The organism is Hydrogenophaga sp. GW101-3F08 (assembly GCF_059424585.1).
Genome location: NZ_JBWKZP010000004.1, coordinates 62,061 through 82,054, shown reverse-complemented (window position 1 = coordinate 82,054; position 19,994 = coordinate 62,061). Strand labels below are relative to the sequence as shown.

General features: G+C 67.8%; 19 protein-coding genes. 17 read left to right on the top strand and 2 right to left on the bottom strand.

The features are described 5' to 3' along the window. Positions 1 to 114: 114 nt before the first annotated feature. Entirely contained in the window at positions 115 to 1,116 is a 1,002-nt protein-coding gene (locus tag AC07YZ_RS12495; protein WP_494794964.1) for a tripartite tricarboxylate transporter substrate-binding protein, read from the bottom strand. A gap of 141 nt (positions 1,117 to 1,257) precedes the next feature. On the opposite strand from AC07YZ_RS12495, the gene AC07YZ_RS12490 reads away from it, so the two are divergent. From AC07YZ_RS12490 to trhO, 4 genes are all read left to right on the top strand, one after another. After that, the gene (locus tag AC07YZ_RS12490) at positions 1,258 to 2,358 is read left to right on the top strand and encodes a patatin-like phospholipase family protein (RefSeq protein WP_494794963.1); all 1,101 of its coding nucleotides are present in this window, start codon (positions 1,258 to 1,260) and stop codon (positions 2,356 to 2,358) included. An 8-nt stretch (positions 2,359 to 2,366) separates the two neighbouring features. After that, positions 2,367 to 3,116 carry a helix-turn-helix transcriptional regulator gene (locus AC07YZ_RS12485; protein WP_494794962.1) on the top strand — a complete coding sequence of 250 codons (750 nt, stop codon included), beginning with the start codon at positions 2,367 to 2,369 and terminating at the stop codon, positions 3,114 to 3,116. A 94-nt stretch (positions 3,117 to 3,210) separates the two neighbouring features. Continuing rightward, a complete protein-coding gene (locus AC07YZ_RS12480; protein WP_494794961.1) occupies positions 3,211 to 3,756 on the top strand; it encodes a YbhB/YbcL family Raf kinase inhibitor-like protein in 546 nt (181 codons plus the stop codon). Between the two features lie 45 nt (positions 3,757 to 3,801). Further along, positions 3,802 to 4,743 (top strand): oxygen-dependent tRNA uridine(34) hydroxylase TrhO, encoded by a 942-nt coding sequence (trhO, locus tag AC07YZ_RS12475; RefSeq protein ID WP_494794960.1) that lies wholly within the window; start codon positions 3,802 to 3,804, stop codon positions 4,741 to 4,743. A gap of 19 nt (positions 4,744 to 4,762) precedes the next feature. Here the strand turns inward: trhO and AC07YZ_RS12470 are convergent, their stop codons facing one another. Continuing rightward, positions 4,763 to 5,704: a LysR family transcriptional regulator gene (locus AC07YZ_RS12470; RefSeq protein ID WP_494794959.1), complete on the bottom strand. Its 942-nt coding sequence runs from the start codon at positions 5,702 to 5,704 to the stop codon at positions 4,763 to 4,765. A gap of 111 nt (positions 5,705 to 5,815) precedes the next feature. Here AC07YZ_RS12470 and AC07YZ_RS12465 point away from each other — a divergent pair, with 111 nt between their 5' ends. The 13 genes from AC07YZ_RS12465 to AC07YZ_RS12405 all read left to right on the top strand — a co-directional run bounded on the left by AC07YZ_RS12465 (position 5,816) and on the right by AC07YZ_RS12405 (position 19,986). After that, positions 5,816 to 6,523 carry an HAD-IA family hydrolase gene (locus AC07YZ_RS12465; RefSeq protein WP_494794958.1) on the top strand — a complete coding sequence of 236 codons (708 nt, stop codon included), beginning with the start codon at positions 5,816 to 5,818 and terminating at the stop codon, positions 6,521 to 6,523. Between the two features lie 35 nt (positions 6,524 to 6,558). Further along, positions 6,559 to 7,245, top strand: a complete 687-nt coding sequence (rpe, locus tag AC07YZ_RS12460; protein WP_494794957.1) for a ribulose-phosphate 3-epimerase — start codon at positions 6,559 to 6,561, stop codon at positions 7,243 to 7,245. A 27-nt stretch (positions 7,246 to 7,272) separates the two neighbouring features. Further along, the gene (locus tag AC07YZ_RS12455; RefSeq protein WP_494794956.1) at positions 7,273 to 8,370 is read left to right on the top strand and encodes a class 1 fructose-bisphosphatase; all 1,098 of its coding nucleotides are present in this window, start codon (positions 7,273 to 7,275) and stop codon (positions 8,368 to 8,370) included. Between the two features lie 130 nt (positions 8,371 to 8,500). Beyond that, a complete protein-coding gene (locus tag AC07YZ_RS12450; RefSeq protein WP_494794955.1) occupies positions 8,501 to 9,385 on the top strand; it encodes a phosphoribulokinase in 885 nt (294 codons plus the stop codon). Positions 9,386 to 9,575: 190 nt separating this feature from the next. Then, complete coding sequence (tkt, locus tag AC07YZ_RS12445; RefSeq protein ID WP_494794954.1) at positions 9,576 to 11,654, top strand: transketolase; 2,079 nt, start codon at positions 9,576 to 9,578, stop codon at positions 11,652 to 11,654. Positions 11,655 to 11,692: 38 nt separating this feature from the next. After that, positions 11,693 to 12,397 carry a phosphoglycolate phosphatase gene (locus AC07YZ_RS12440; protein WP_494794953.1) on the top strand — a complete coding sequence of 235 codons (705 nt, stop codon included), beginning with the start codon at positions 11,693 to 11,695 and terminating at the stop codon, positions 12,395 to 12,397. Between the two features lie 38 nt (positions 12,398 to 12,435). Continuing rightward, complete coding sequence (gap, locus tag AC07YZ_RS12435) at positions 12,436 to 13,446, top strand: type I glyceraldehyde-3-phosphate dehydrogenase (protein ID WP_494794952.1); 1,011 nt, start codon at positions 12,436 to 12,438, stop codon at positions 13,444 to 13,446. Between the two features lie 10 nt (positions 13,447 to 13,456). Further along, a complete protein-coding gene (locus AC07YZ_RS12430) occupies positions 13,457 to 14,653 on the top strand; it encodes a phosphoglycerate kinase (RefSeq protein WP_494794951.1) in 1,197 nt (398 codons plus the stop codon). A 28-nt stretch (positions 14,654 to 14,681) separates the two neighbouring features. Further along, a complete protein-coding gene (gene fba / locus AC07YZ_RS12425; protein ID WP_494794950.1) occupies positions 14,682 to 15,749 on the top strand; it encodes a class II fructose-bisphosphate aldolase in 1,068 nt (355 codons plus the stop codon). A gap of 205 nt (positions 15,750 to 15,954) precedes the next feature. After that, positions 15,955 to 16,461, top strand: a complete 507-nt coding sequence (locus AC07YZ_RS12420; protein ID WP_494794949.1) for a Csu type fimbrial protein — start codon at positions 15,955 to 15,957, stop codon at positions 16,459 to 16,461. A 6-nt stretch (positions 16,462 to 16,467) separates the two neighbouring features. Continuing rightward, positions 16,468 to 17,211 (top strand): fimbrial biogenesis chaperone, encoded by a 744-nt coding sequence (locus AC07YZ_RS12415; protein ID WP_494794948.1) that lies wholly within the window; start codon positions 16,468 to 16,470, stop codon positions 17,209 to 17,211. Between the two features lie 52 nt (positions 17,212 to 17,263). Continuing rightward, positions 17,264 to 19,495 carry a fimbria/pilus outer membrane usher protein gene (locus AC07YZ_RS12410; protein WP_494794947.1) on the top strand — a complete coding sequence of 744 codons (2,232 nt, stop codon included), beginning with the start codon at positions 17,264 to 17,266 and terminating at the stop codon, positions 19,493 to 19,495. Next, positions 19,492 to 19,986, top strand: coding sequence for a Csu type fimbrial protein (locus AC07YZ_RS12405; protein WP_494794946.1), 495 nt, complete (start codon positions 19,492 to 19,494; stop codon positions 19,984 to 19,986). The genes AC07YZ_RS12410 and AC07YZ_RS12405 overlap by 4 nt, the downstream gene beginning before the upstream one ends. Positions 19,987 to 19,994 lie beyond the last annotated feature (8 nt).

Sequence of the window (19,994 nt, the reverse complement as noted above, 5' to 3'; positions counted from 1 at the left end):
ACCCCGGGAGGCGGGCGCAGCCGGTCGCTTCCGGCTGGCGCCCACCCGCCATCCAGCGGATCAGCCGCGCACGCCGCTGGTTGGCATCGGCGCCTTCGTGACCGAGGCCTGGAATCAGCTTCTGAGCTTGAGCATCATGGCCATGGCGTTGGCCATGCCCTGCTCGATGACCAGTCTGCTGGCGAAGTCCGGCCCGTGCAGCAGGGCGTTGAACCACTTGTTTTTCTCCAGCGCCTGCGCCCAGGTGGGGTGCTGGGTGGCCGCGACCACGATGCGGCGCAGGTGCTCGCGTTGCGCCGCGCCAATGCCGCCGGGCGCGAACACCGCGCGCCAGTTGCTCAGGTCGGTCTGCAGGCCCTGCTCATGCAGGGAGGGCACCCCATAGAGCGAGCGGCGGGAGGAGATCGCCAGCGGCGTGAGCAGCTTCTTTTCGATGTCGGCCTGGAATTCGCTGTAGCCCGATATCGCCACCTGCGCTTCGCCCTTCTCCAGCAGCGCCGCGGCTTCGGGGCCGCTGCTGGTGGGCAGGTACCTGAGTTGCGTCACGTCCTGCCGCAGCTGCAGGGCGATCATGCCCGCGAGCACATGATCGACCCCGCCGGCCGAGCCGCCCGTGAACCCGACCGCGCCAAGGTTGGCGCGCATGGCCGTGGTGAGCGCCGCCATGGAGTCCAGCGCTTGCCCCGTCCGGGACACCATCACCATGAAGTCGTTGGTCAGCCGGGCGATCGGGCTGACCTGTTTCAGCGTGGCCTTCGACTGCCCGAGCGCAATCGCGCCGAGCATCACCATGCCACCGATCAGCAGCGCGGCCGGGTCGCGGTCGTAGCGAGCGACGAAGTCGGCCAGCCCGATGGTGCCGCCTTTGCCGCCTTTGTTCTCATAGGTCACCCGCTCGGCCAGGCCCGCGGCCTGGATGGCCGCACCCAGGGTTCGCCCGGTCTGGTCCCAGCCACCGCCAGCACCACCGGGGATGTAGATGTGCAGCTCGGGCAAGCGGGTGGGGGCCGGCAACGCGGCGGCGGCCGGGGCGGGAGTCTGGGCGAGCGCCGCCGGCCCCATGCCCAGCAGGCACGCGCTGGCGCCACACGCCGTCAGCAGGCTTCTTCGATCCATGTGCAAACTCCCTTGAGTATCGGTTCCAATCGGGGCTCCATTACATTGGCGCCAGCTGTCAATCGGCTGTCAGCCGCCGGTTCATTTCGAGGCCCCGATACCGGCCGCCCCATCTTTCCCGTTCGTCTGCATCGCGTTCCCATGTCTTCCTTGCGCTTCTACGCCGGCCCCGCGGCCCGCTCCCACATCGAACAGCACGGCCTGCGCGCGCAGGACGTGGGCATCATTCCTGCTGCGGCCGGTGGCCCCAAGGGCCTGATCCTCGGGCCGCTGGACCGCTTCATCTTTGGCCACTGGCTGGCGCGCAGTGCGCAGCCGGTGCACCTGGTGGGCGCGTCCATCGGGGCCTGGCGCATGGCCACCGCCTGCCTGGACCAGCCCCTGGCCGCGCTGGAGCGGCTGGAGCGCGACTACATCGCCCAGCATCACGAGCTGCCGCCGGGCCAGAAGCGGCACAGCCCCGACCAGATCAGCGCGGGCTTTGGCGCCGACCTGCAGCGGTTCTTCAGCGGACGCATCGACGAGGTGCTGCACCACCCGCGTTACCGGCTGCACCTCGTGGCCTCGCGCGGGCGGCACGTGCTCGCGCGGGACGGCCGCTGGCGCACGCCGCTGGGCTATCTGGGCGCCTTCGCCGCCAACGCGCTGCACCGCAGGGCGCTCGGGGCCTGGCTGGAACGGGTGGTGTTCTCTTCCGCCGAACCCGAGGCTGCCGGTGGCCCGACCAGCACGCTGCCGTTTTCCACGCAGGACTTCCGCACCCGCCAGGTGCCGCTGAGCGGCGACAACTTCATGGACGCCCTGCAGGCCAGTTGCTCCATCCCCTTCATGCTGCGACCGGTGCAGGGCATCGCCGGCGCGCCGCCCGGCGCCTATTGGGACGGCGGCATCACCGACTACCACCTGCACCTGCGCTACCAGCCCACGGCCGCGTCGCCCATCGTGCTCTACCCGCATTTCCAGAAAAACGTGGTGCCCGGCTGGCTCGACAAGGTCTGGAAGCGCCGCCACCGCAGCAGCCCCGCGCTGGACAACATGCTGGTGATCGCGCCCGACCCGGCCTGGGCCCGGACCCTGCCCAACGGTCGCCTGCCGGACCGCAGCGACTTCGCCCGCTACGGCCAGGACATCGCCGCGCGCATGAAGGTCTGGAGCGCCGCCATCGCCGCGAGCCAGCGCCTGGCCGACGAGTTCGCGCAGTGGCTGGAGCGGCCCGACCTCTCGCGCGTGGAGGCGCTGTGAACGCCGGCGTGCGTATCTTTGCGGCCCAGCGCTACCGGCTGAGCACGCTCACCCTGCGGTCCGACGCGCTCATCCTCGTGCTGCGGGGCCGCAAATCGCTGCATGCGCCTGGGCAACGTTTCGATGCCGGTCCAGGGCAGGCGGTGCTGATCGCGCGGGGCTCGCAGTGGGACGTGGTCAATGACCCACGCGGGCAAGCTTGCTATGAGGCCCTGGTGCTGGCTTTCGACGACGACATGGTGCGCGATGTCGAGTCGCTCACCCATGCGACGGGCAACGCTGCCGTGGTGGGGGCGAGGGTGGTCCGCGTGGACGGCGAGCTGGACGATGCCGTGCGCCGCTGTCTGCCCGCGCCCAACGTGAAGCTGTCCGATGCGTTGATGCGCCACCGAGCGAAGGAGGTTCTGTTGCTCTTGGCGGAGCGCGGGCACCGGCTGGTGTCCACACTCGGGCTGGACTGGGGTGAGCGCGTGCGTCGGCTGGTGTCGCAGCGTCCCGATGCCGACTGGAATGTGGCCGCGCTCGCCGACGCGTTTCACCTGAGCGAATCCACCTTGCGCCGCCGCCTGCAAAGCGAAGACCTCTCGCTGGCGGCGCTGGTGCGAGAGGTGCGGCTGGAGACCGCCCTGGGCCTCCTGCAAACCTCGGCCTTGTCGGTGGGCGAGGTGGCGCAGCGCTGTGGCTGGGCATCGCACAGCCGCTTCAGTGCGGCGTTCCGCGCGCGCTGGGGTGTGCCGCCTTCCGTCGTTCGCACCTGACCGGTGGCGCACAAGGATTGACCGAAATCGGGCAGCGGTCGACTCGAGAAGGGGCGAGCATTCAGCTCCGTTCACACCTTCATGGAGCTTGCTTTTGAAACCTGCCCTCATTCTTCTTCTTGCTGGTCTGGCCGGCACCGCCGGCGCCGCCGACTTCACCCTGACCAGCCCCACGGTGGAACCCAATGGCACGCTGGGAACGTCCCAGGTGTTCAACGGTTTTGGCTGTACGGGAGGCAATGTGTCGCCGGCGCTCGCGTGGCAGAACCCGCCAGCGGGCACGCGCAGTTTCGCCCTCACCGCCTACGACCCCGACGCGCCCACGGGTTCGGGATGGTGGCACTGGGTGGTCTACAACATCCCGGCGACGGTCAGCGCATTGCCCGAAAACGCCGGTCGCGTCGACGGATCGGGCCTGCCCGCTGGCGCCCAACAGGGCCGAACCGACTACGGTGTCGCTGGCTTTGGCGGTGCCTGCCCACCGGTGGGAGACAAGCCGCACCGCTACCGGTTCACCTTGCACGCGCTCAAGACCGACCGGTTGGACGTGCCAGCCGACGCCTCGGCGGCCCTGATCGGTTTCATGATCTCGGGCCAAAGGCTGGGCAGCGTGACGCTGCAGGCCACCTACGGGCGCTGAGGGCACAAAGGCGGAAGGCCGTACTGAGGCGCGGATAATCGCGCCATGTCCCGCTACCTCACCGCCGCTCTCTACAAATTCGTCGATCTGCCCGACTTCGCCACACTGCGCGAACCCCTGCTGGCGGCGTGTGAGAGCCATCAGGTCAAGGGCACGCTGCTGCTGGCCCGCGAAGGCATCAACGGCACCATCGCCGGCCCCGAGGCCGGCGTGCGCGCGGTGCTCGCGCACCTGCGCGCCGACCCGCGCCTGGCCACGTTGCAGCACAAGGAAGCCTGGGCCAGCCGCCCGCCGTTCCTGCGCATGAAGGTGCGGCTGAAGAAGGAGATCGTCACCCTGCAGGTGCCCGGGCTCGACCCGAACAAGACCGTGGGCCAGTACGTGAAACCGCAGGCCTGGGACGCCCTGCTGGCCGATCCGGATCTGCTGCTGATCGACACCCGCAACGACTACGAGGTCGCCATCGGCACGTTCAAGGGCGCGATCAACCCGTCCATCAAGACCTTCACCGAACTGCCCGCCTGGCTCGACGCCCAGCCCGCGCTGCAGGGCGACAAGAAGCCCCGGGTGGCCATGTTCTGCACCGGCGGCATCCGCTGCGAAAAGTCCACCGCGCTGCTGAAGATGCGCGGCTTCGACGAGGTCTACCACCTCGAAGGCGGCATCCTCAAATACCTCGAAGAGATCCCGCCCGCGCAGAGCAGCTGGGAGGGCGAGTGCTTCGTGTTCGACGAGCGCGTGAGCGTGGGCCATGGCCTGCGGCCCGGCCCCCACGAACTCTGCCGCTCCTGCCGCTGGCCGCTGGCCGAGGCCGACAAGGCCTCGCCGCACTACGTCAAGGGCGTGAGCTGCCCGCACTGCCACGACCAGCGCACGCCCGAAGAAAAGGCCGGCCTGGCCGAACGCCAGCGCCAGGTGGAGCTGGCCGAAGCGCGCGGCGAGGTGCATGTGGGCGCGCGCATGCCGGGGGACGCGCCACCCCATTGATGCGGTGGCGCAGGCCGGCTCACTGCGCCTGCGGCAGGCGCAGCAGGCCCCCGTACTTTTCCGCCAGGTGGCTTTCGGCCCGCTCCAGCATGAAGTAGCGGAACGCCTCGGCCGCGGGTGAGAGCAGCTTGGACAGGGTGTGCACCACGTTCCAGGCGCGCACGATGGGTGTGCCTTCCACGTCGAGCGTGGCGATGAGCCCGTGTTCCAGTTCCAGACCGATGGTGTGCAGCGAGAGGAAGCTGATGCCCATGCCGGCCATCACGGCCTGTTTGATGGTCTCGTTGCTGCCCATCTCCATCACCACGCGCGGCTCCATGCGCGATTTCTCCAGAAAGTTTTCCATCGCGGCGCGCGTGCCCGAGCCGCGTTCGCGCAGGATGAAGCCGTAGGGCCGCAGGCTGTCCACCGTGGGGTGGCCCACCTTGAGCAGCGGGTGGTCGGTGGGGGCCACGAACACGTGGGGGTGCGCGGCAAAGGGCTCGGCGCGCGTGGCCAGTTCTTTGGGCGGGCGGCCCATGATGGCGATGTCCACCTCGTTGCCGTGCAGCATCTTCACCAGCTGTTCGCGGTTGCCCACCGCGAGGCGGATTTCCACGCCCTCGTGTTCGCGCTGGAACTCGGCCAGCAGCCGCGGCAGGAAGTACTTCGCGGTGCTGACCATGCCGATGGTGAGCGTGCCCACCTCCAGCCGCTGCAGGCGCGCGGCGGCGTCTTCGGCGTCCTTCAGCGTGGCGAGCACCTTGCGCGCGTAGACCAGCATGTATTCGCCCGCCGTGGTCAGCGCCACCTGGCGCCCGGTGCGCTCGAACAGCGGCAGGCCCACATGGCCTTCGAGCTCCTTGACCTGCATGGTCACGGCCGGCGGCGAGAGGTGCAGCACCTCGGCCGCGCGGGCAAAGCTCAGGTGCTTGGCGACCTCGACGAAAACCCGGAGCTGGCGAAAGGTGGCGTTCTTCATTAAGCAATAACTTAACTGAAATTGAATAAATCGTGAATTTACCTTATTTAAGTCCGTGCCTATAGTCCGTTCATCCCCCCGACCACCCGGTCTTTGAAAAGGTGAACGGACATGTTGAAGGCCCTGATTTTTGATGTCGATGGCACCCTGGCCGACACGGAAAGCGTGCACCTGGAAGCGTTCAACCACGCTTTCAGAGAAGAGGGCCTGGACTGGCGCTGGACGGTGGAGCAGTACACGCGGCTGCTCGACATCTCGGGCGGCAAGGAGCGCATGCTGCACCACTGGCGCACGGTGGACCCGGACATGACCGAGGTGGACGCTGGCGCGGTGCGCGACACCATCCACCGGCTGCACGAGACCAAGACCGCGTATTACGAAAACGCGGTCAACAACGGCGCGGTCACGCTGCGCCCGGGTGTGCTGGCGCTCATGAGCGAGGCGCGCGGCCAGGGCCTGCAACTGGCGATTGCCACCACCACCTCGCCGGTCAACATCGCCGCGCTGCTGCGCTCGGCCATCGGCCTGGACTGGCGCTCGCACTTCCTGTCGGTGGGCGACGCGAGCAACGCGCCGATGAAGAAGCCGCACCCGCAGGTCTACATGAAGGTACTGGCCGACCTGGGCATCCGCGCGGCCGACTGCGTGGCTTTTGAAGACTCGGCCAATGGCCTGCGCGCCGCCACCGCGGCCGGCCTGCCCACGGTGATCACCCCGAGCAGCTTCACGGCGCACCACGATTTCACCGGCGCCCTGCGCGTCGTGCCCGATCTGGGCGCGCTCGACGTGGCCCGTCTGCGCCAGTGGCACGGGCGCTGAACTCTTTTCCTTCCTCTTTCCAACAGGCGCCGTTCATGTCCATCCGCATCGCACCGTCCATCCTCTCCGCCGACTTCGCCCGCCTGGGCGACGAGGTGCGCGCCATCGAAGCCGCCGGGGCCGACCTGGTGCACTTCGACGTGATGGACAACCACTACGTGCCCAACCTCACCATCGGCCCGCTGGTCTGCGAGGCGATCCGCCCGCACGTGAAGATCGGCATCGACGTGCACCTGATGGTGGAGCCGGTGGACGCGCTGATCCCGCTGTTTGCCAAGGCCGGCGCCAACCTCATCAGCTTCCATCCAGAGGCCAGCCGCCATGTGGACCGCACGCTGCAGCTGATCCGCGACCACGGCTGCAAGGCCGGCCTGGTGTTCAACCCCGCCACACCGCTGGCGCTGATGGACCACGTGATGGACCGGCTCGACCTGGTGCTGCTCATGAGCGTGAACCCCGGTTTCGGCGGGCAGGCGTTCATCCCCAGCACCTTGCCCAAGCTGGCCGAGGCGCGCCGCCGCATCGACGCGCACATGGCCACGGGCGGCCAGCCCATCTGGCTCGAAGTGGACGGCGGCGTGAAGGTGGACAACATCGGCGGCATCGTGGCCGCGGGTGCCGACACCCTGGTGGCCGGCAGTGCCGTGTTTGGCGCGCCCGACAACGACGGTGGCTACAAGACCGTGATGAAAACGCTCAGGACGAACGCGTCCGCACACTGAATTCCAGCAACTCCCCGAAAGCCTCCCATGACCACGCGCCGCCGCTTCACGCTCACGCAATACCTGATCGAACAACGCCGCCGCTTCCCCGGCGCCAGCGGCGACTTCAACGCGCTGCTGCTCGACGTCGCCCTGGCCTGCAAGGCGATCGCGCGCACGGTGGCCTTTGGTGAGCTCGGCAGCATGCTCGGCCAGCCGGCGCCCGAAGTCACGACCAGCGTGAACGTGCAGGGCGAAGAGCAGAAGAAGCTTGACGTGATCAGCAACGAGTACTTCACGCAGATGACGGAGTGGGGCGGCCACCTGGCGGGCATGGCGTCCGAAGAGATGGACCACCCGTACCAGATCCCGGCCACCCTGCAGCGCGGCAAGTACATGCTGGTGTTCGACCCGCTCGACGGCTCCAGCAACATCGACGTGAACGTGACCGTGGGCAGCATCTTCAGCGTGTTGCGCGCACCGCAGGACGTGATCGACAGCGGGCGCGACGTGGTCGAGGCCGACTTCCTGCAACCCGGCGCGCAGCAGCTCGCCGCCGGCTACGCGCTTTACGGCCCCACCACCATGCTGGTGCTCACGGTGGGCAATGGCGTGGCCGGCTTCACGCTGGACCCGAACCTCGGCCAGTTCATGCTCACGCACCCGAACCTGCAGATCCCGGAAGACACGCACGAGTTCGCCATCAACGCGTCCAACAGCCGCTTCTGGGAGGCGCCGGTGAAACGCTACGTGGACGAGTGCCTGGCCGGCAAGACCGGCGCGCGCGGCAAGGACTTCAACATGCGCTGGATCGCCAGCATGGTGGCCGAGGCGCACCGCATCCTCATGCGCGGTGGCGTCTTCATGTACCCGCGCGACACCAAGGACCCGAGCAAGAACGGCCGCCTGCGCCTGCTCTACGAAGCCAACCCGGTGGGCATGATCATCGAACAGGCCGGCGGCCGCGCCAGCACCGGCCGCGAGCCCATGCTGTCCGTGCAACCGACCGCGCTGCACCAGCGCATCGGCCTGGTGTTCGGCTCGAAGAACGAGGTCGAGCGCATCGAGCGCTACCACCGCGAGCCGGGTGCCTACAAGGACGACAGCAATCCGCTGTTCGCCGAGCGCTCGCTTTTCCGGGCCTAGAGGCCACCCCCGCGCCCAAGGGCGCGTCACCCCCTCAAGGGGGCGGCACTGGCGGCCCGGCAAAGCCGGTTCCGCGGTGCCCTCGGTGGGATCTTCTTCGGTCGAATTGATTTGTTTTTTGGAGATAAAAATGTCTGAACGCCATCCCATCATCGCGATCACCGGTTCATCGGGAGCCGGAACGTCCACCGTCACCCGCACCTTCCAGAATATCTTCCGCCGCGAGAACGTGACGGCCGGCATCATCGAGGGCGACAGCTTCCACCGCTACGACCGCAAGGAAATGAAGGTCAAGGCGGCCGAGGCGGAGAAGGCGGGCAACAACAACTTCAGCCACTTCGGTGCCGAGGCCAACCTGTTTGGCGACATCGAGAACCTGTTCCGCACCTACAGCGAAACCGGCCAGGGCAAGTGCCGCAAGTACCTGCACAACGCCGAAGAGGCCGCGCCTTACAAACAGGACCCGGGCACCTTCACCGCCTGGGAAGACCTGCCGGCCAACACCGACATGCTGTTCTACGAAGGCCTGCACGGCGCCGTGGTCACGCCCGAACACAACGTGGCGAAGTACCCGGACCTGCTGGTCGGCGTGGTGCCCGTGATCAACCTGGAATGGATCCAGAAGCTCTATCGCGACAAGAACATGCGCGGCTACAGCGCCGATGCGGTGACCGACACCATCCTGCGCCGCATGCCCGATTACGTGAACTACATCACCCCGCAGTTCCAGCACACGCACGTGAACTTCCAGCGTGTGCCCATCGTGGACACCAGCAACCCCTTCGTGGCGCGCGACGTGCCCACCGCCGACGAGAGCATGGTGGTGATCCGTTTTGCCCAGCCCAAGGGCATCGATTTCCAGTACCTGCTGAGCATGATCAACGGCTCCATGATGAGCCGCGCCAACACCATCGTGGTGCCGGGCGGGAAGATGGAACTGGCGATGCAGCTGATCTTCACGCCGTTCATCTGGCGGATGGTCGAGCGGAAGAAGAGAGCCATGGGCCTGGCCTGACTTTTGACGGGCGTTGTCTCGCGCGGGCCCCCATCCCCGCCTTCCCCCAGAGGGGGAAGGAGCGAAGACAAGCCGAAGACAAGCGCTTCCCCGCATGACTCCCTCCCCCTCTGGGGGAGGGCAGGGGTGGGGGCCCGCCAGCAGACACCTCCGCAAGAACCCCAAACCTCCCCAGCATCGAAGGTCCACCATGAAAAACCCCTCTCCCGAACTCGCCCGCCAGATGGCCAACGCCATCCGCATGCTCGCCGTGGACGCGGTGGAAAAAGCCAAGAGCGGCCACCCCGGCGCACCCATGGGCATGGCCGATATTGCAGAGGTGCTGTGGAACCGCCACCTCAAGCACAACCCGGCCAACCCCCACTGGCCCGACCGCGACCGCTTCGTGCTGTCCAACGGCCACGGCTCGATGCTGATCTACGCGCTGCTGCACCTGACCGGCTACGACCTGCCGATGAGCGAGCTGAAGAACTTCCGCCAGCTGCACAGCAGGACTGCGGGTCACCCCGAGGTGGGCATCACCCCCGGCGTGGAAACCACCACCGGCCCGCTGGGCCAGGGCATCAGCAACGCGGTGGGCATGGCGCTGGCCGAGAAGTTGCTCGCCCAGGAGTTCAACCGCGAAGACGAAGACGTCACGCACACCATCGTCGACCACCACACCTACGTCTTCCTGGGCGACGGTTGCATGATGGAAGGCATCAGCCACGAAGCCTGTGCACTGGCCGGCACGCTGCGCCTGTCCAAGCTGGTGGCGTTCTACGACGACAACGGCATCTCCATCGACGGTCACGTTGAAGGCTGGTTCACCGACGACACGCCCAAGCGCTTCGACGCCTACGGCTGGCACGTGATCCCCAACGTGGACGGCCACAACCCGGCCGCCATCGAGGCCGCGCTGGTGGAAGCGAAAAAGCAGGGCGCCCGCGCCGACGGAAAACCCACGCTGATCTGCTGCAAGACCGTGATCGGCATGGGCTCGCCCAACAAGGCCGGCACGCACGACGTGCACGGCGCCGCACTGGGCGCCGCCGAGGTGCAGGCCACGCGCGACGAGCTGGGCTGGACCGCACCACCGTTCGAAATCCCCACCGAGATCGCGCAGGCCTGGAACGCCGTGGAGCGCGGCGCCGAGGCCGAACGCGCCTGGCGCCAGCGCTTCGAGGCCTACCGCACGCAGTACCCGCTGGAAGCGGCCGAGCTTCAGCGCCGCATGGCCGGGGACCTGTTGCCCGACTTCGCGCAGAAGCTGCCCGAGGTGCTGGAGGCCATCGCCGCCAGGGCCGACGCCTTCGCCACCCGCAAGGCCAGCCAGAACGCGCTGGACCTGCTGGCGCCGCTGGTGCCCGAGTTCTTCGGCGGCAGCGCCGACCTGACCGGCTCCAACCTCACCAACTTCAAGGGTTGCGTGAAGGCCGGGCGCGATGCCTGGGGCAACCACCTGAGCTACGGCGTGCGCGAGTTCGGCATGGCCGCGATCATGAACGGCGTGGCCCTGCACGGTGGTTTCATTCCCTACGGCGGCACCTTCCTCACGTTCTCCGACTACAGCCGCAACGCGATCCGCATGGCCGCGCTGATGAAGCAGCGCGTGATCCACGTCTTCACGCACGACTCCATCGGCCTGGGCGAAGACGGGCCAACGCATCAGAGCGTGGAGCACGTGCCCAGCCTGCGCATCATCCCGGGGCTGGATGTCTGGCGCCCGGCCGATGGCCTGGAAACCGCCGTGGCCTGGGCCTGCGCCATCGAGCGCCGGGATGGCCCGAGCGCGCTGTGCCTCTCTCGCCAGAACCTGCCGCGCCTGAGCGACGCCAGCATGGTCGAGAAGATCAGAAAAGGCGGCTACGTGCTGGCCGAAGGCACCAACCCACAAGCCGTGATCGTGGCCACCGGTTCCGAGACCTCGCTGGCGATGGAGGCCCACGCCGCCCTCGCCGCCGAAGGCATCAGCACCCGCGTGGTGTCCATGCCCTGCAGCAACGTGTTCGACCGCCAGCCTGAGGCGTATCAGGACAGGGTGCTGCCGCTGGCGCTGCCCACGGTGGCGGTCGAAGCTGCGCATCCGGACTTCTGGCGCAAGTACGTGGGGCGTACCGGTGTGGTGGTGGGCATCGCGACGTTCGGCGAGTCGGCGCCGGCCAAGGACTTGTACGCGCACTTCGGCATCACCAGCGCCCGCGTGTGCGAGGCGGTGAAAGCCTGTGTGCGCACCCACAAAGCCGTTCGCCCTGAGCCTGTCGAAGGGCTCACCGCCGGCGTGGTGTGAAGGCTTTCACAAGCTCGGCCCGAACGGAGTCCCCATCCATGAACCTTCCCTACGACCTGATCCTGTTCGACCTGGACGGCACGCTGATCGGCACCGCGCCCGAGATCGCCGATGCGGTCAACGACACGCTCACCGCCCTGGGCCACCCCGCGGTATCGCAGCAAGAGGTGAACGACTGGATCGGCCACGGCACGCGCGAGCTGCTGATCCAGGCGCTGGCCAAGCTGCTCAACACCAGCACGCAGCAGGTGCGCGAGGCCGAGGCCTTTCCGGCCATCGAAGCCGAGTTCGGCCAGCACTACCAGCGGCGTTGCGGCACGCGCAGCCACCTGTACCCCCACGTGCGCGAAACGCTGCAGGCGCTGCGCGCCGCGGGGGTGAAGCTTGCGGTGGTGACCAACAAGGAAGGCCGCTACACCCAGACCGTGCTGGATGCACACCAGCTCGCGCCGCTGTTTGACCGTGTGGTCAGCGGCGACACCTTGCCGGTGAAGAAACCCGACCCGGCCGGCATTCACGACTGCCTGCGGCGTTTCGGCGTGGCGCCCGAACGCGCGCTGTTCGTGGGCGACTCCAGCATCGACGTGGCCACCGCGCGCAACGCGGGCATTGCCGTGTGGGTGCTGCCCTATGGCTACAACATGGGTGAGCCCATCGAGGCCTGCGGGCCCGATCGCGTGATCCCCGATTTTTCGGCGTTGACCACCTGGCTGCCGGCCCGCGACACAGCGGCCAGCGCCTGAACGCCATTCTTTTTCATCACTTCGGAGACAGAAACACCATGGCCATCAAAGTCGGTATCAACGGTTTCGGCCGCATCGGTCGCAACGTGCTGCGCAGCGCGATCCAGAACTTCCCGGACATCGAGATCGTTGCCATCAACGACCTGCTCGAACCCGACTACCTGGCCTACATGCTCCAGTACGACAGCGTGCACGGCCGCTTCAAAGGCACGGTCAAGGTCGAAGGTGGCAACATCGTCGTCAACGGCAAGACCATCCGCCTCACGCAAGAGCGCGACCCGGCCAACCTCAAGTGGGCCGACGTCGGCGCCGACGTGGTCATCGAGTCCACCGGCCTGTTTCTTGACAAGGTCACGGCCCAGAAACACCTGGACGCCGGCGCCAAGAAGGTCATCCTCTCCGCGCCTTCCAAGGACGACACCCCCATGTTCGTCTACGGTGTGAACCACGCCACCTACGCCGGCCAAGCCATCATCAGCAACGCCAGCTGCACCACCAACTGCCTGGCCCCCGTGGCCAAGGTCTTGAACGACAAGTGGGGCATCAAGCGCGGCCTGATGACCACCGTGCACGCCGCCACCGCCACGCAGAAGACCGTGGACGGCCCGTCCAACAAAGACTGGCGCGGTGGCCGCGGCATCCTGGAAAACATCATCCCCAGCAGCACGGGCGCGGCCAAGGCCGTGGGCGTGGTGATCCCCGAGCTGAACAAGAAGCTCACGGGCATGTCTTTCCGCGTGCCCACCTCCGACGTCTCCGTGGTCGACCTGACCGTGGAACTCAACAGCGAAGCCAGCTACGCCGAGATCTGCGCCGAGATGAAGGCCCAGAGCGAAGGCGCCTTGAAGGGCGTGCTGGGTTACACCACCGACAAGGTGGTGGCGACCGACTTCCGCGGCGAGACCTGCACCAGCGTGTTCGACGCCGACGCCGGCATCGCGCTGGACAGCACCTTCGTCAAGGTCGTGGCCTGGTACGACAACGAGTGGGGCTACTCCAACAAGTGCCTGGAGATGGCGCGCGTCGTGGCGGGCCGCCACCAGGCGTGAGGGCAAGGCCATGAAATTCCTCCGATTCAGCGATGTGCGCGCGAGCGGCTTCGCACGCGACAAGCGCGTCTTCATCCGCGCCGATTTGAACGTTCCGCTCAATGCACAGGGAGAGATCACCGAAGACACCCGCATCCGCGCCAGCATCCCCGCCATCCAGATGGCGCTGGACGCCGGCGCCGCCGTGATGGTGACCTCGCATCTGGGCCGCCCCACCGAAGGCGAGTTCAAACCCGAAGACTCCTTGGCCCCCGTGGCCGTGCGCATGGGTGAACTCATGGGCCGCAGCATCCGCGTGGTGAGCGACTGGGTCGATGGCGACTTCTCCGTCGCTCCCGGTGAACTCGTGATGCTGGAGAATTGCCGCCTCAACGTCGGCGAGAAAAAGAACAAACCCGAACTCGCGGCCAAGCTCGGCAAACTCTGCGACATCTTCGTGCACGACGCCTTCGGCACCGCGCACCGCGCCGAAGGCACGACCTACGGCATCGCCGAAACGGCGCCCATCGCCTGCGCCGGCCCGCTGCTGGCGGCCGAGATGGACGCCATCTCCAAGGCCCTGGCCAATCCCAAGCGGCCTCTGGTGGCCATCGTCGCCGGTTCCAAAGTCTCGACCAAGCTCACCATCCTGCAGGCCCTGGCCAAGAACGTGGACGGCCTGATCGTCGGTGGCGGCATCGCCAACACCTTCATGCTCGCCGCCGGCCTGAAGATCGGCAAGAGCCTGGCCGAGCCCGACCTGCTGGGCGAAGCCACCGCCGTGATCAACGCCATGAAGGCGCGCGGCGCGGCCGTGCCGATTCCCTCCGACGTGGTCTGCGCCAAGAGCTTCAGCCCCGACGCCGTGGCCACCGTGAAAGCCGCCACCGACGTGGCCGACGACGACCTGATCCTGGACATCGGCCCGCAGACCGCGCAGCTGCTGGCCGAACAGCTCAAGCAGGCCGGCACCATCGTCTGGAACGGCCCGGTGGGCGTGTTCGAGTTCGCCGCCTTCGAGAACGGCACCAAGACCATCGCGCACGCGATTGCCGAATCCAGCGCCTTCAGCATCGCGGGCGGTGGCGACACGCTGGCCGCGATCGCCAAGTACGGCATCGAGAAGGACGTGGGCTACATCTCCACCGGGGGTGGGGCCTTCCTGGAAGTGCTGGAGGGCAAGACCTTGCCGGCGTTCGAGGTGCTGGCAAGAAGAGCCGAACACTGATCTTTTTCAATCCAACGGAGACAACTTCATGGCCCTGATTTCCCTTCGCCAACTGCTCGACCACGCAGCCGAGCACCACTACGGCCTGCCGGCCTTCAACGTCAACAACATGGAGCAGGTGCAGGCCATCATGCAGGCGGCCGACCAGGTGAACAGCCCGGTCATCCTGCAAGGTTCGGCGGGGGCGCGCTCCTACGCGGGCGAGCCCTTCCTGCGCCACCTGATTTCCGCCGCGATCGAGATGTATCCGCACATCCCCGTCTGCATGCACCAGGACCACGGCGCCGCGCCCGCCATCTGCTTTCGCTCCATCCAGTCGGGCTTCAGCTCGGTGATGATGGACGGCAGCCTGCTGGCCGACGGCAAGACGCCGTCGAGCTACGCGTACAACGTCAACACGACGAAGCAGGTGGTGGACCTGGCCCACGCCTGCGGCGTGTCGGTCGAAGGTGAACTCGGCTGCCTGGGTTCGCTGGAAACCGGCAAGGCCGGCGAGGAAGACGGGCACGGCGCCGAAGGCGAGATGGACCATTCGATGCTGCTGACCGACCCCGACGAAGCCGCCGACTTCGTGAGCAAGACCCAGGTGGACGCGCTGGCCATCGCCATCGGCACCAGCCACGGCGCCTACAAGTTCAGCAGCAAGCCCAGCGGCAAGGTGCTGCGCATCGACCGCGTGAAAGAGATCCACCGGCGCATCCCCAACGTGCACCTGGTGATGCACGGCTCCAGCAGCGTGCCGGAAGACTGGCTGGCCATCATCAACCAGTACGGCGGCGACATGGGTGTGACCTACGGCGTGCCGGTGGACGAGATCGTCGAAGGCATCCGCAACGGCGTGCGCAAGGTGAACATCGACACCGACCTGCGCATGGCCAGCACCGGCGCGATCCGCAAGCACCTGGCCGAAGACCGCAAGAACTTCGACCCTCGCAAGTTCTACAAGGAAGCGACCAAGGCGATGCAGGCGATCTGCGCCGCGCGCTACGAGGCGTTCGGCTCCGCCGGCATGGCGAGCCGGATCACCCAGGTGCACAGCCTGGAGACCATGCAGAAGCGCTACGACAAGGGCGAACTTGTGGCCCGGGTGGCCTGAAAAGCTGGGAGGGCCTCGCAGCGGCGACGTGGGGCAAGGCGTGCCGCGCAGGCCGCTGAAGGTGTGAGGTCTGTGCAACGTGCGGGTGACAGACTGTTCGCATTGGTTTGTATTTATGCACTAATATGAGGCGTCGGGTGAGTGGGGAAGGCTGGGGTTTGTGTCAATCCTTCCCAGGCTTGCGCGACCAGGGAGGGAACAACGCATGAATGCACGTTTTTACTGGATGGGCGCACTGCTGGCGTTCAGCGCCGTGCCAGTCTTCTCAGCAACCACCACGGCCAACCTCAGTGTCACGGCCACCGTGACCGCCACCTGCGCTGTGGCCACCAGTCCGGTGGCGTTCGGGGTCTACGACCCCACCGGGGCGGACCTCGACACCGCAGGCACCGTGACCGTCACCTGCACTTCCGGTACCACCTACTCGGTGGCGCTGGACGCCGGTGCCAGTCCGTCAACCCCCGGCGATGCGACCACCCGGCGCATGGTCGATGGCACCAACTTCCTGCCTTACGCCCTGTACCTGGACGCCGGCCGGGCCACGATCTGGGGCGACGGCCTCAACGGGACCAGCGTGAACCCGACCACAGGCACCTTCACCGGGGACGGCACGGCCCAGGCGAGGACGGTCTACGGGCGCATCGTCGCGGGGCAGTACGTGCCGCCTGGCTCCTACGCCGATACCGTCGTTGCAACCGTGACCTACAACTGAGCACCCATGTGGTGCCGTTGTACCGGTCTCCTGCTGGCCTGCGGGTGGCCGGCATTCGCGCTGGCCGCTGACCTGGCCGTTCAGCCCGTGCGGATCGAGCTCGCGCCGGGGCACGACCGCGCCGCCATCACGGTCACCAACCGCAGCGGGCAGGCCACGGTGGTTCAGGTCGACACCCTGTCCTGGACGCAGACCGGCGCGCAAGACCGGTTGACGCCCACGACCGAGCTGCGGGTCAATCCGCCGATGTTCACCCTCCCTGCGGGCGGCTCCCAGGTGTTGCGTCTCGGTGTGCGGCGCCCCGCTGGCGATCTGCAGCGCGAATCGACCTACCGCCTGCTCCTGCGCGAAGTGCCTGCCGCACCAGCCCTGCCGGGCGCAGGCGCCACACCCGCCCAGGGCGTGCGCGTGCTGCTGCAGATCAGTGTGCCGGTGTATGCCGCACCCTCGAAGACCGTTCCAGGGCAGACCTGGCGGGCGCGGCGCGCCGCCGACGGCGCCATCGCCGTGGACCTGAGCAACACGGGCAATGCGCACATCCTCGTGACCCGCATCGCATTGCGCCCGGAGGGTGCACCGCAGAGCGTGGCGCCCCTGGCCCTGTTGCAGGCTGGCGCCGTGGTCATGGCCGGTCAGGGCCGGGGGTGGCTGCTGCGGCCCGAGTCCCCTGTGTCTGGCCCCCGCGTGGCGCTGGATGTCGAGACCGACCGGGGGCGACAGCATGTGGTGCTGGATCTCGGCGTTCCTTAGACACCTGCCACTCCTCCTGTTGACGGGCAGTGCGCTGGCCCTGGCGGGCGGGTTGGACGGGGAACCCCTGTTGCTGGTGGTCCGGGTCAATGGTGCCGAGGCGGGCGAGACGATCACGGTCTGGCGGCTGCCCGATGGCAGCCTGAACGTGGCCGAGCCGGACTGGCTGGGCTGGCGGCTCAGGGCCCTGGATTTGCCGCGCGCGCAGATCGACGGGCGGGCCCACATCCGGCTGGCCGACGTGCCCGGAGCCACCTACCACATCGACATGCCTTCGCAGACGCTGGTGTTGAGCGTGCCGGCGGCACGGTTCACGCCGACCGACATCTCGTACGGTACCGACGAAGCCTCGGACCTCACGCCCTCGCGGCCCGGCGGATTCTTCAACTACGACCTTGCCTGGCAGTCGCGCAGTGGGCGCGGCAGCGGTGGCGGCCTGTTCGAGCTGGGCGTCTTCAATGGCTGGGGCAGCGGCACCACCACCGCGCTGTGGCGCGACAGCCCGGCCGGGCGCCGCCAGGTGCGGCTGGACAGCACCTGGACGCTGGACCGGCCGCGGCGCATGGAGCGCTGGCAGCTGGGCGATTCGATCAGCCGGGGCGGCAGCTGGGGCCGTTCGGTGCGGTTTGGCGGTGTCCAGTGGGGCACCGACTTTGCCGTACGGCCCGACTTCGTTCCCTACCCGAGACCCAGCCTGGCGGGCGAAGCCGTGTTGCCGTCCACCCTCGATGTCTACCTGGACAACGTCCACGTCTGGCAGTCGGACGTGCCGCCGGGGCCGTTCGAACTGGCCAATCTTCCGGTGATGAGCGGGCAGGGCGAGGTGCGCCTGGTGGTCGAGGACCTGCTGGGGCGTCAGCAAGTGATCGAGCAGGCTTACCACACGAGCCCGCAGCTCCTGCGGCCGGGCCTGCGCGATTTTTCCTACGAACTCGGCGCGATCCGGGAAGACTACGGTCTGGCGAACGCCCACTACGGGCGCTCGATGCTGGTGGCGACCGACCGGCTCGGGGTGCGGACGAACTTCACCCGCGAGTGGCGCGCCGAGCTCACGGGCCAGCAGCAGGCGGTGGGCGCTGCCGGGGTCTGGCTGGTGCCGCCCTTGCAGGGCATCCATGTGGGCACGCTGAACGTCGCTGCGGCCGCCAGCCACAGCCCCGCAGGACAGGGCACCCTGCTATCGCTCGGCCTGGAGCGCCGCACGCGGGGGCTGAGTTTCAGCGCACAGGTTCAGCACGCCAGCCAGGCCTTCGCGCAGATCGGTCAGCGGGCGGACCGGGCGCCACGGCAGCGGCTGGTGGTCAGCCTGGGGATTCCACTGGGCGGCCGCTCGCTTGGCTTGGGCTTTGTGCGGCAGACCCTGTGGGCCGGTGACGATCACCGCCTGCTGTCCGCCAGCTACAGCATGCGGCTGGGCCGGGCGGCGCAACTCGGCCTCTATGCGGTGCGCAGCAACGCGGCGAACAACCGGCTGCATGCCGGTGTGATCCTGACCATGGCGGTGGACGAGCGGACCACCCTGAGCGCCGACCTCGGGCGGCGGCGCGAGCGCACCCGCTACAGCCTGCAGGCACAGCGCAACCTGCCCGCGGGGGACGGCTGGGGCTACCGCCTGCAGGCCCGCGACGGCGGGATGTTCGCGGCCGCAGCGAGCCTGCGCAGCCCCTACGCCGACGTGGTGGCCGAAGCGGTGCACACGGGCGGGGCCGTGGAACACCGCGCCAGCGTCAGCGGCGGGGTGGCCCTTGCCGGGGGCGATCTGATGCTGACCCGAAGCCTGGGCGGCAGTTTCGCGGTGGTCCAGGTGGCCAACTACGCCGGTGTGCGCGTGTACCGGGACCACCAGGAGGTCGCGCGCACCAACGCCAAAGGCCTGGCGCTGGTGACGGACTTGCGCGCGTACCAGAAGAACCCGATCGAGATCGAGCAGGCGGATCTGCCGCTGGAGGCCGACGTGGGCGCGCTCAAGCTGGTGCTGACGCCGGCGCTGCGCAGCGGGGTCGTGGCGGGCTTCCCGGTGCGAAGTGGTCGCGGCGCGAGTCTGCGGCTGCTGGACTCGGGAGGCGTTCCACTGCCGCCCGGCACGCCCGTGCGGGTGGATGGCGACGAGCGGACGTTCCCGGTGGGTTTTGACGGGCGGCTGTTCGTCAACCGCATCCGTGACGGCCTGCGCCTGAGCGCCGAATGGAACGGTCGTCGCTGTGGCGCCCATCTGCCACAGGAGGCGATCGCGGAGGGCCTGTCGGACCTGGGAAACGTGATGTGCGAAGGAGTTGATCGATGAAGAAAATACCGCTGCTTGGCTGTCTGGGCCTGGGCCTGCTTGGCCTGTCCCCGTCCGCGTTCGCGCTGTGCACGGTCCTGTGTTCGTGTTCGGCCAGCACCTCTTCCGTGGCCTTTGGCGTCCACGACCCGCTGTCGGGCAGCGCCACCAGTTCCACCGGGAACGTGGCCGTGACCTGCGGGGGCGTGCTGGGTTTGCTGGTGCCCTACGACATCGAGTTGAGCCCGGGCGGCTATGGCACCTACAGCGCGCGCCAGATGGGCAGCGGGGTGAACCGCCTCAACTACAACCTCTACACCTCAGGCGCCTATGCCACGGTCTGGGGGGACGGTAGCGGAAGCACCCAGATCGTCTCGGGCAGCGTCACCATCGTGCTGCTGGGTGGGACCACGGAGAACCACACGGTGTATGGCCGCATTCCGGCCGGGCAGACCAGCGTGGTGCCGGGGAGCTACAGCGACACCGTCACTGTCACGGTGATCTACCAGTGAAACGCCGG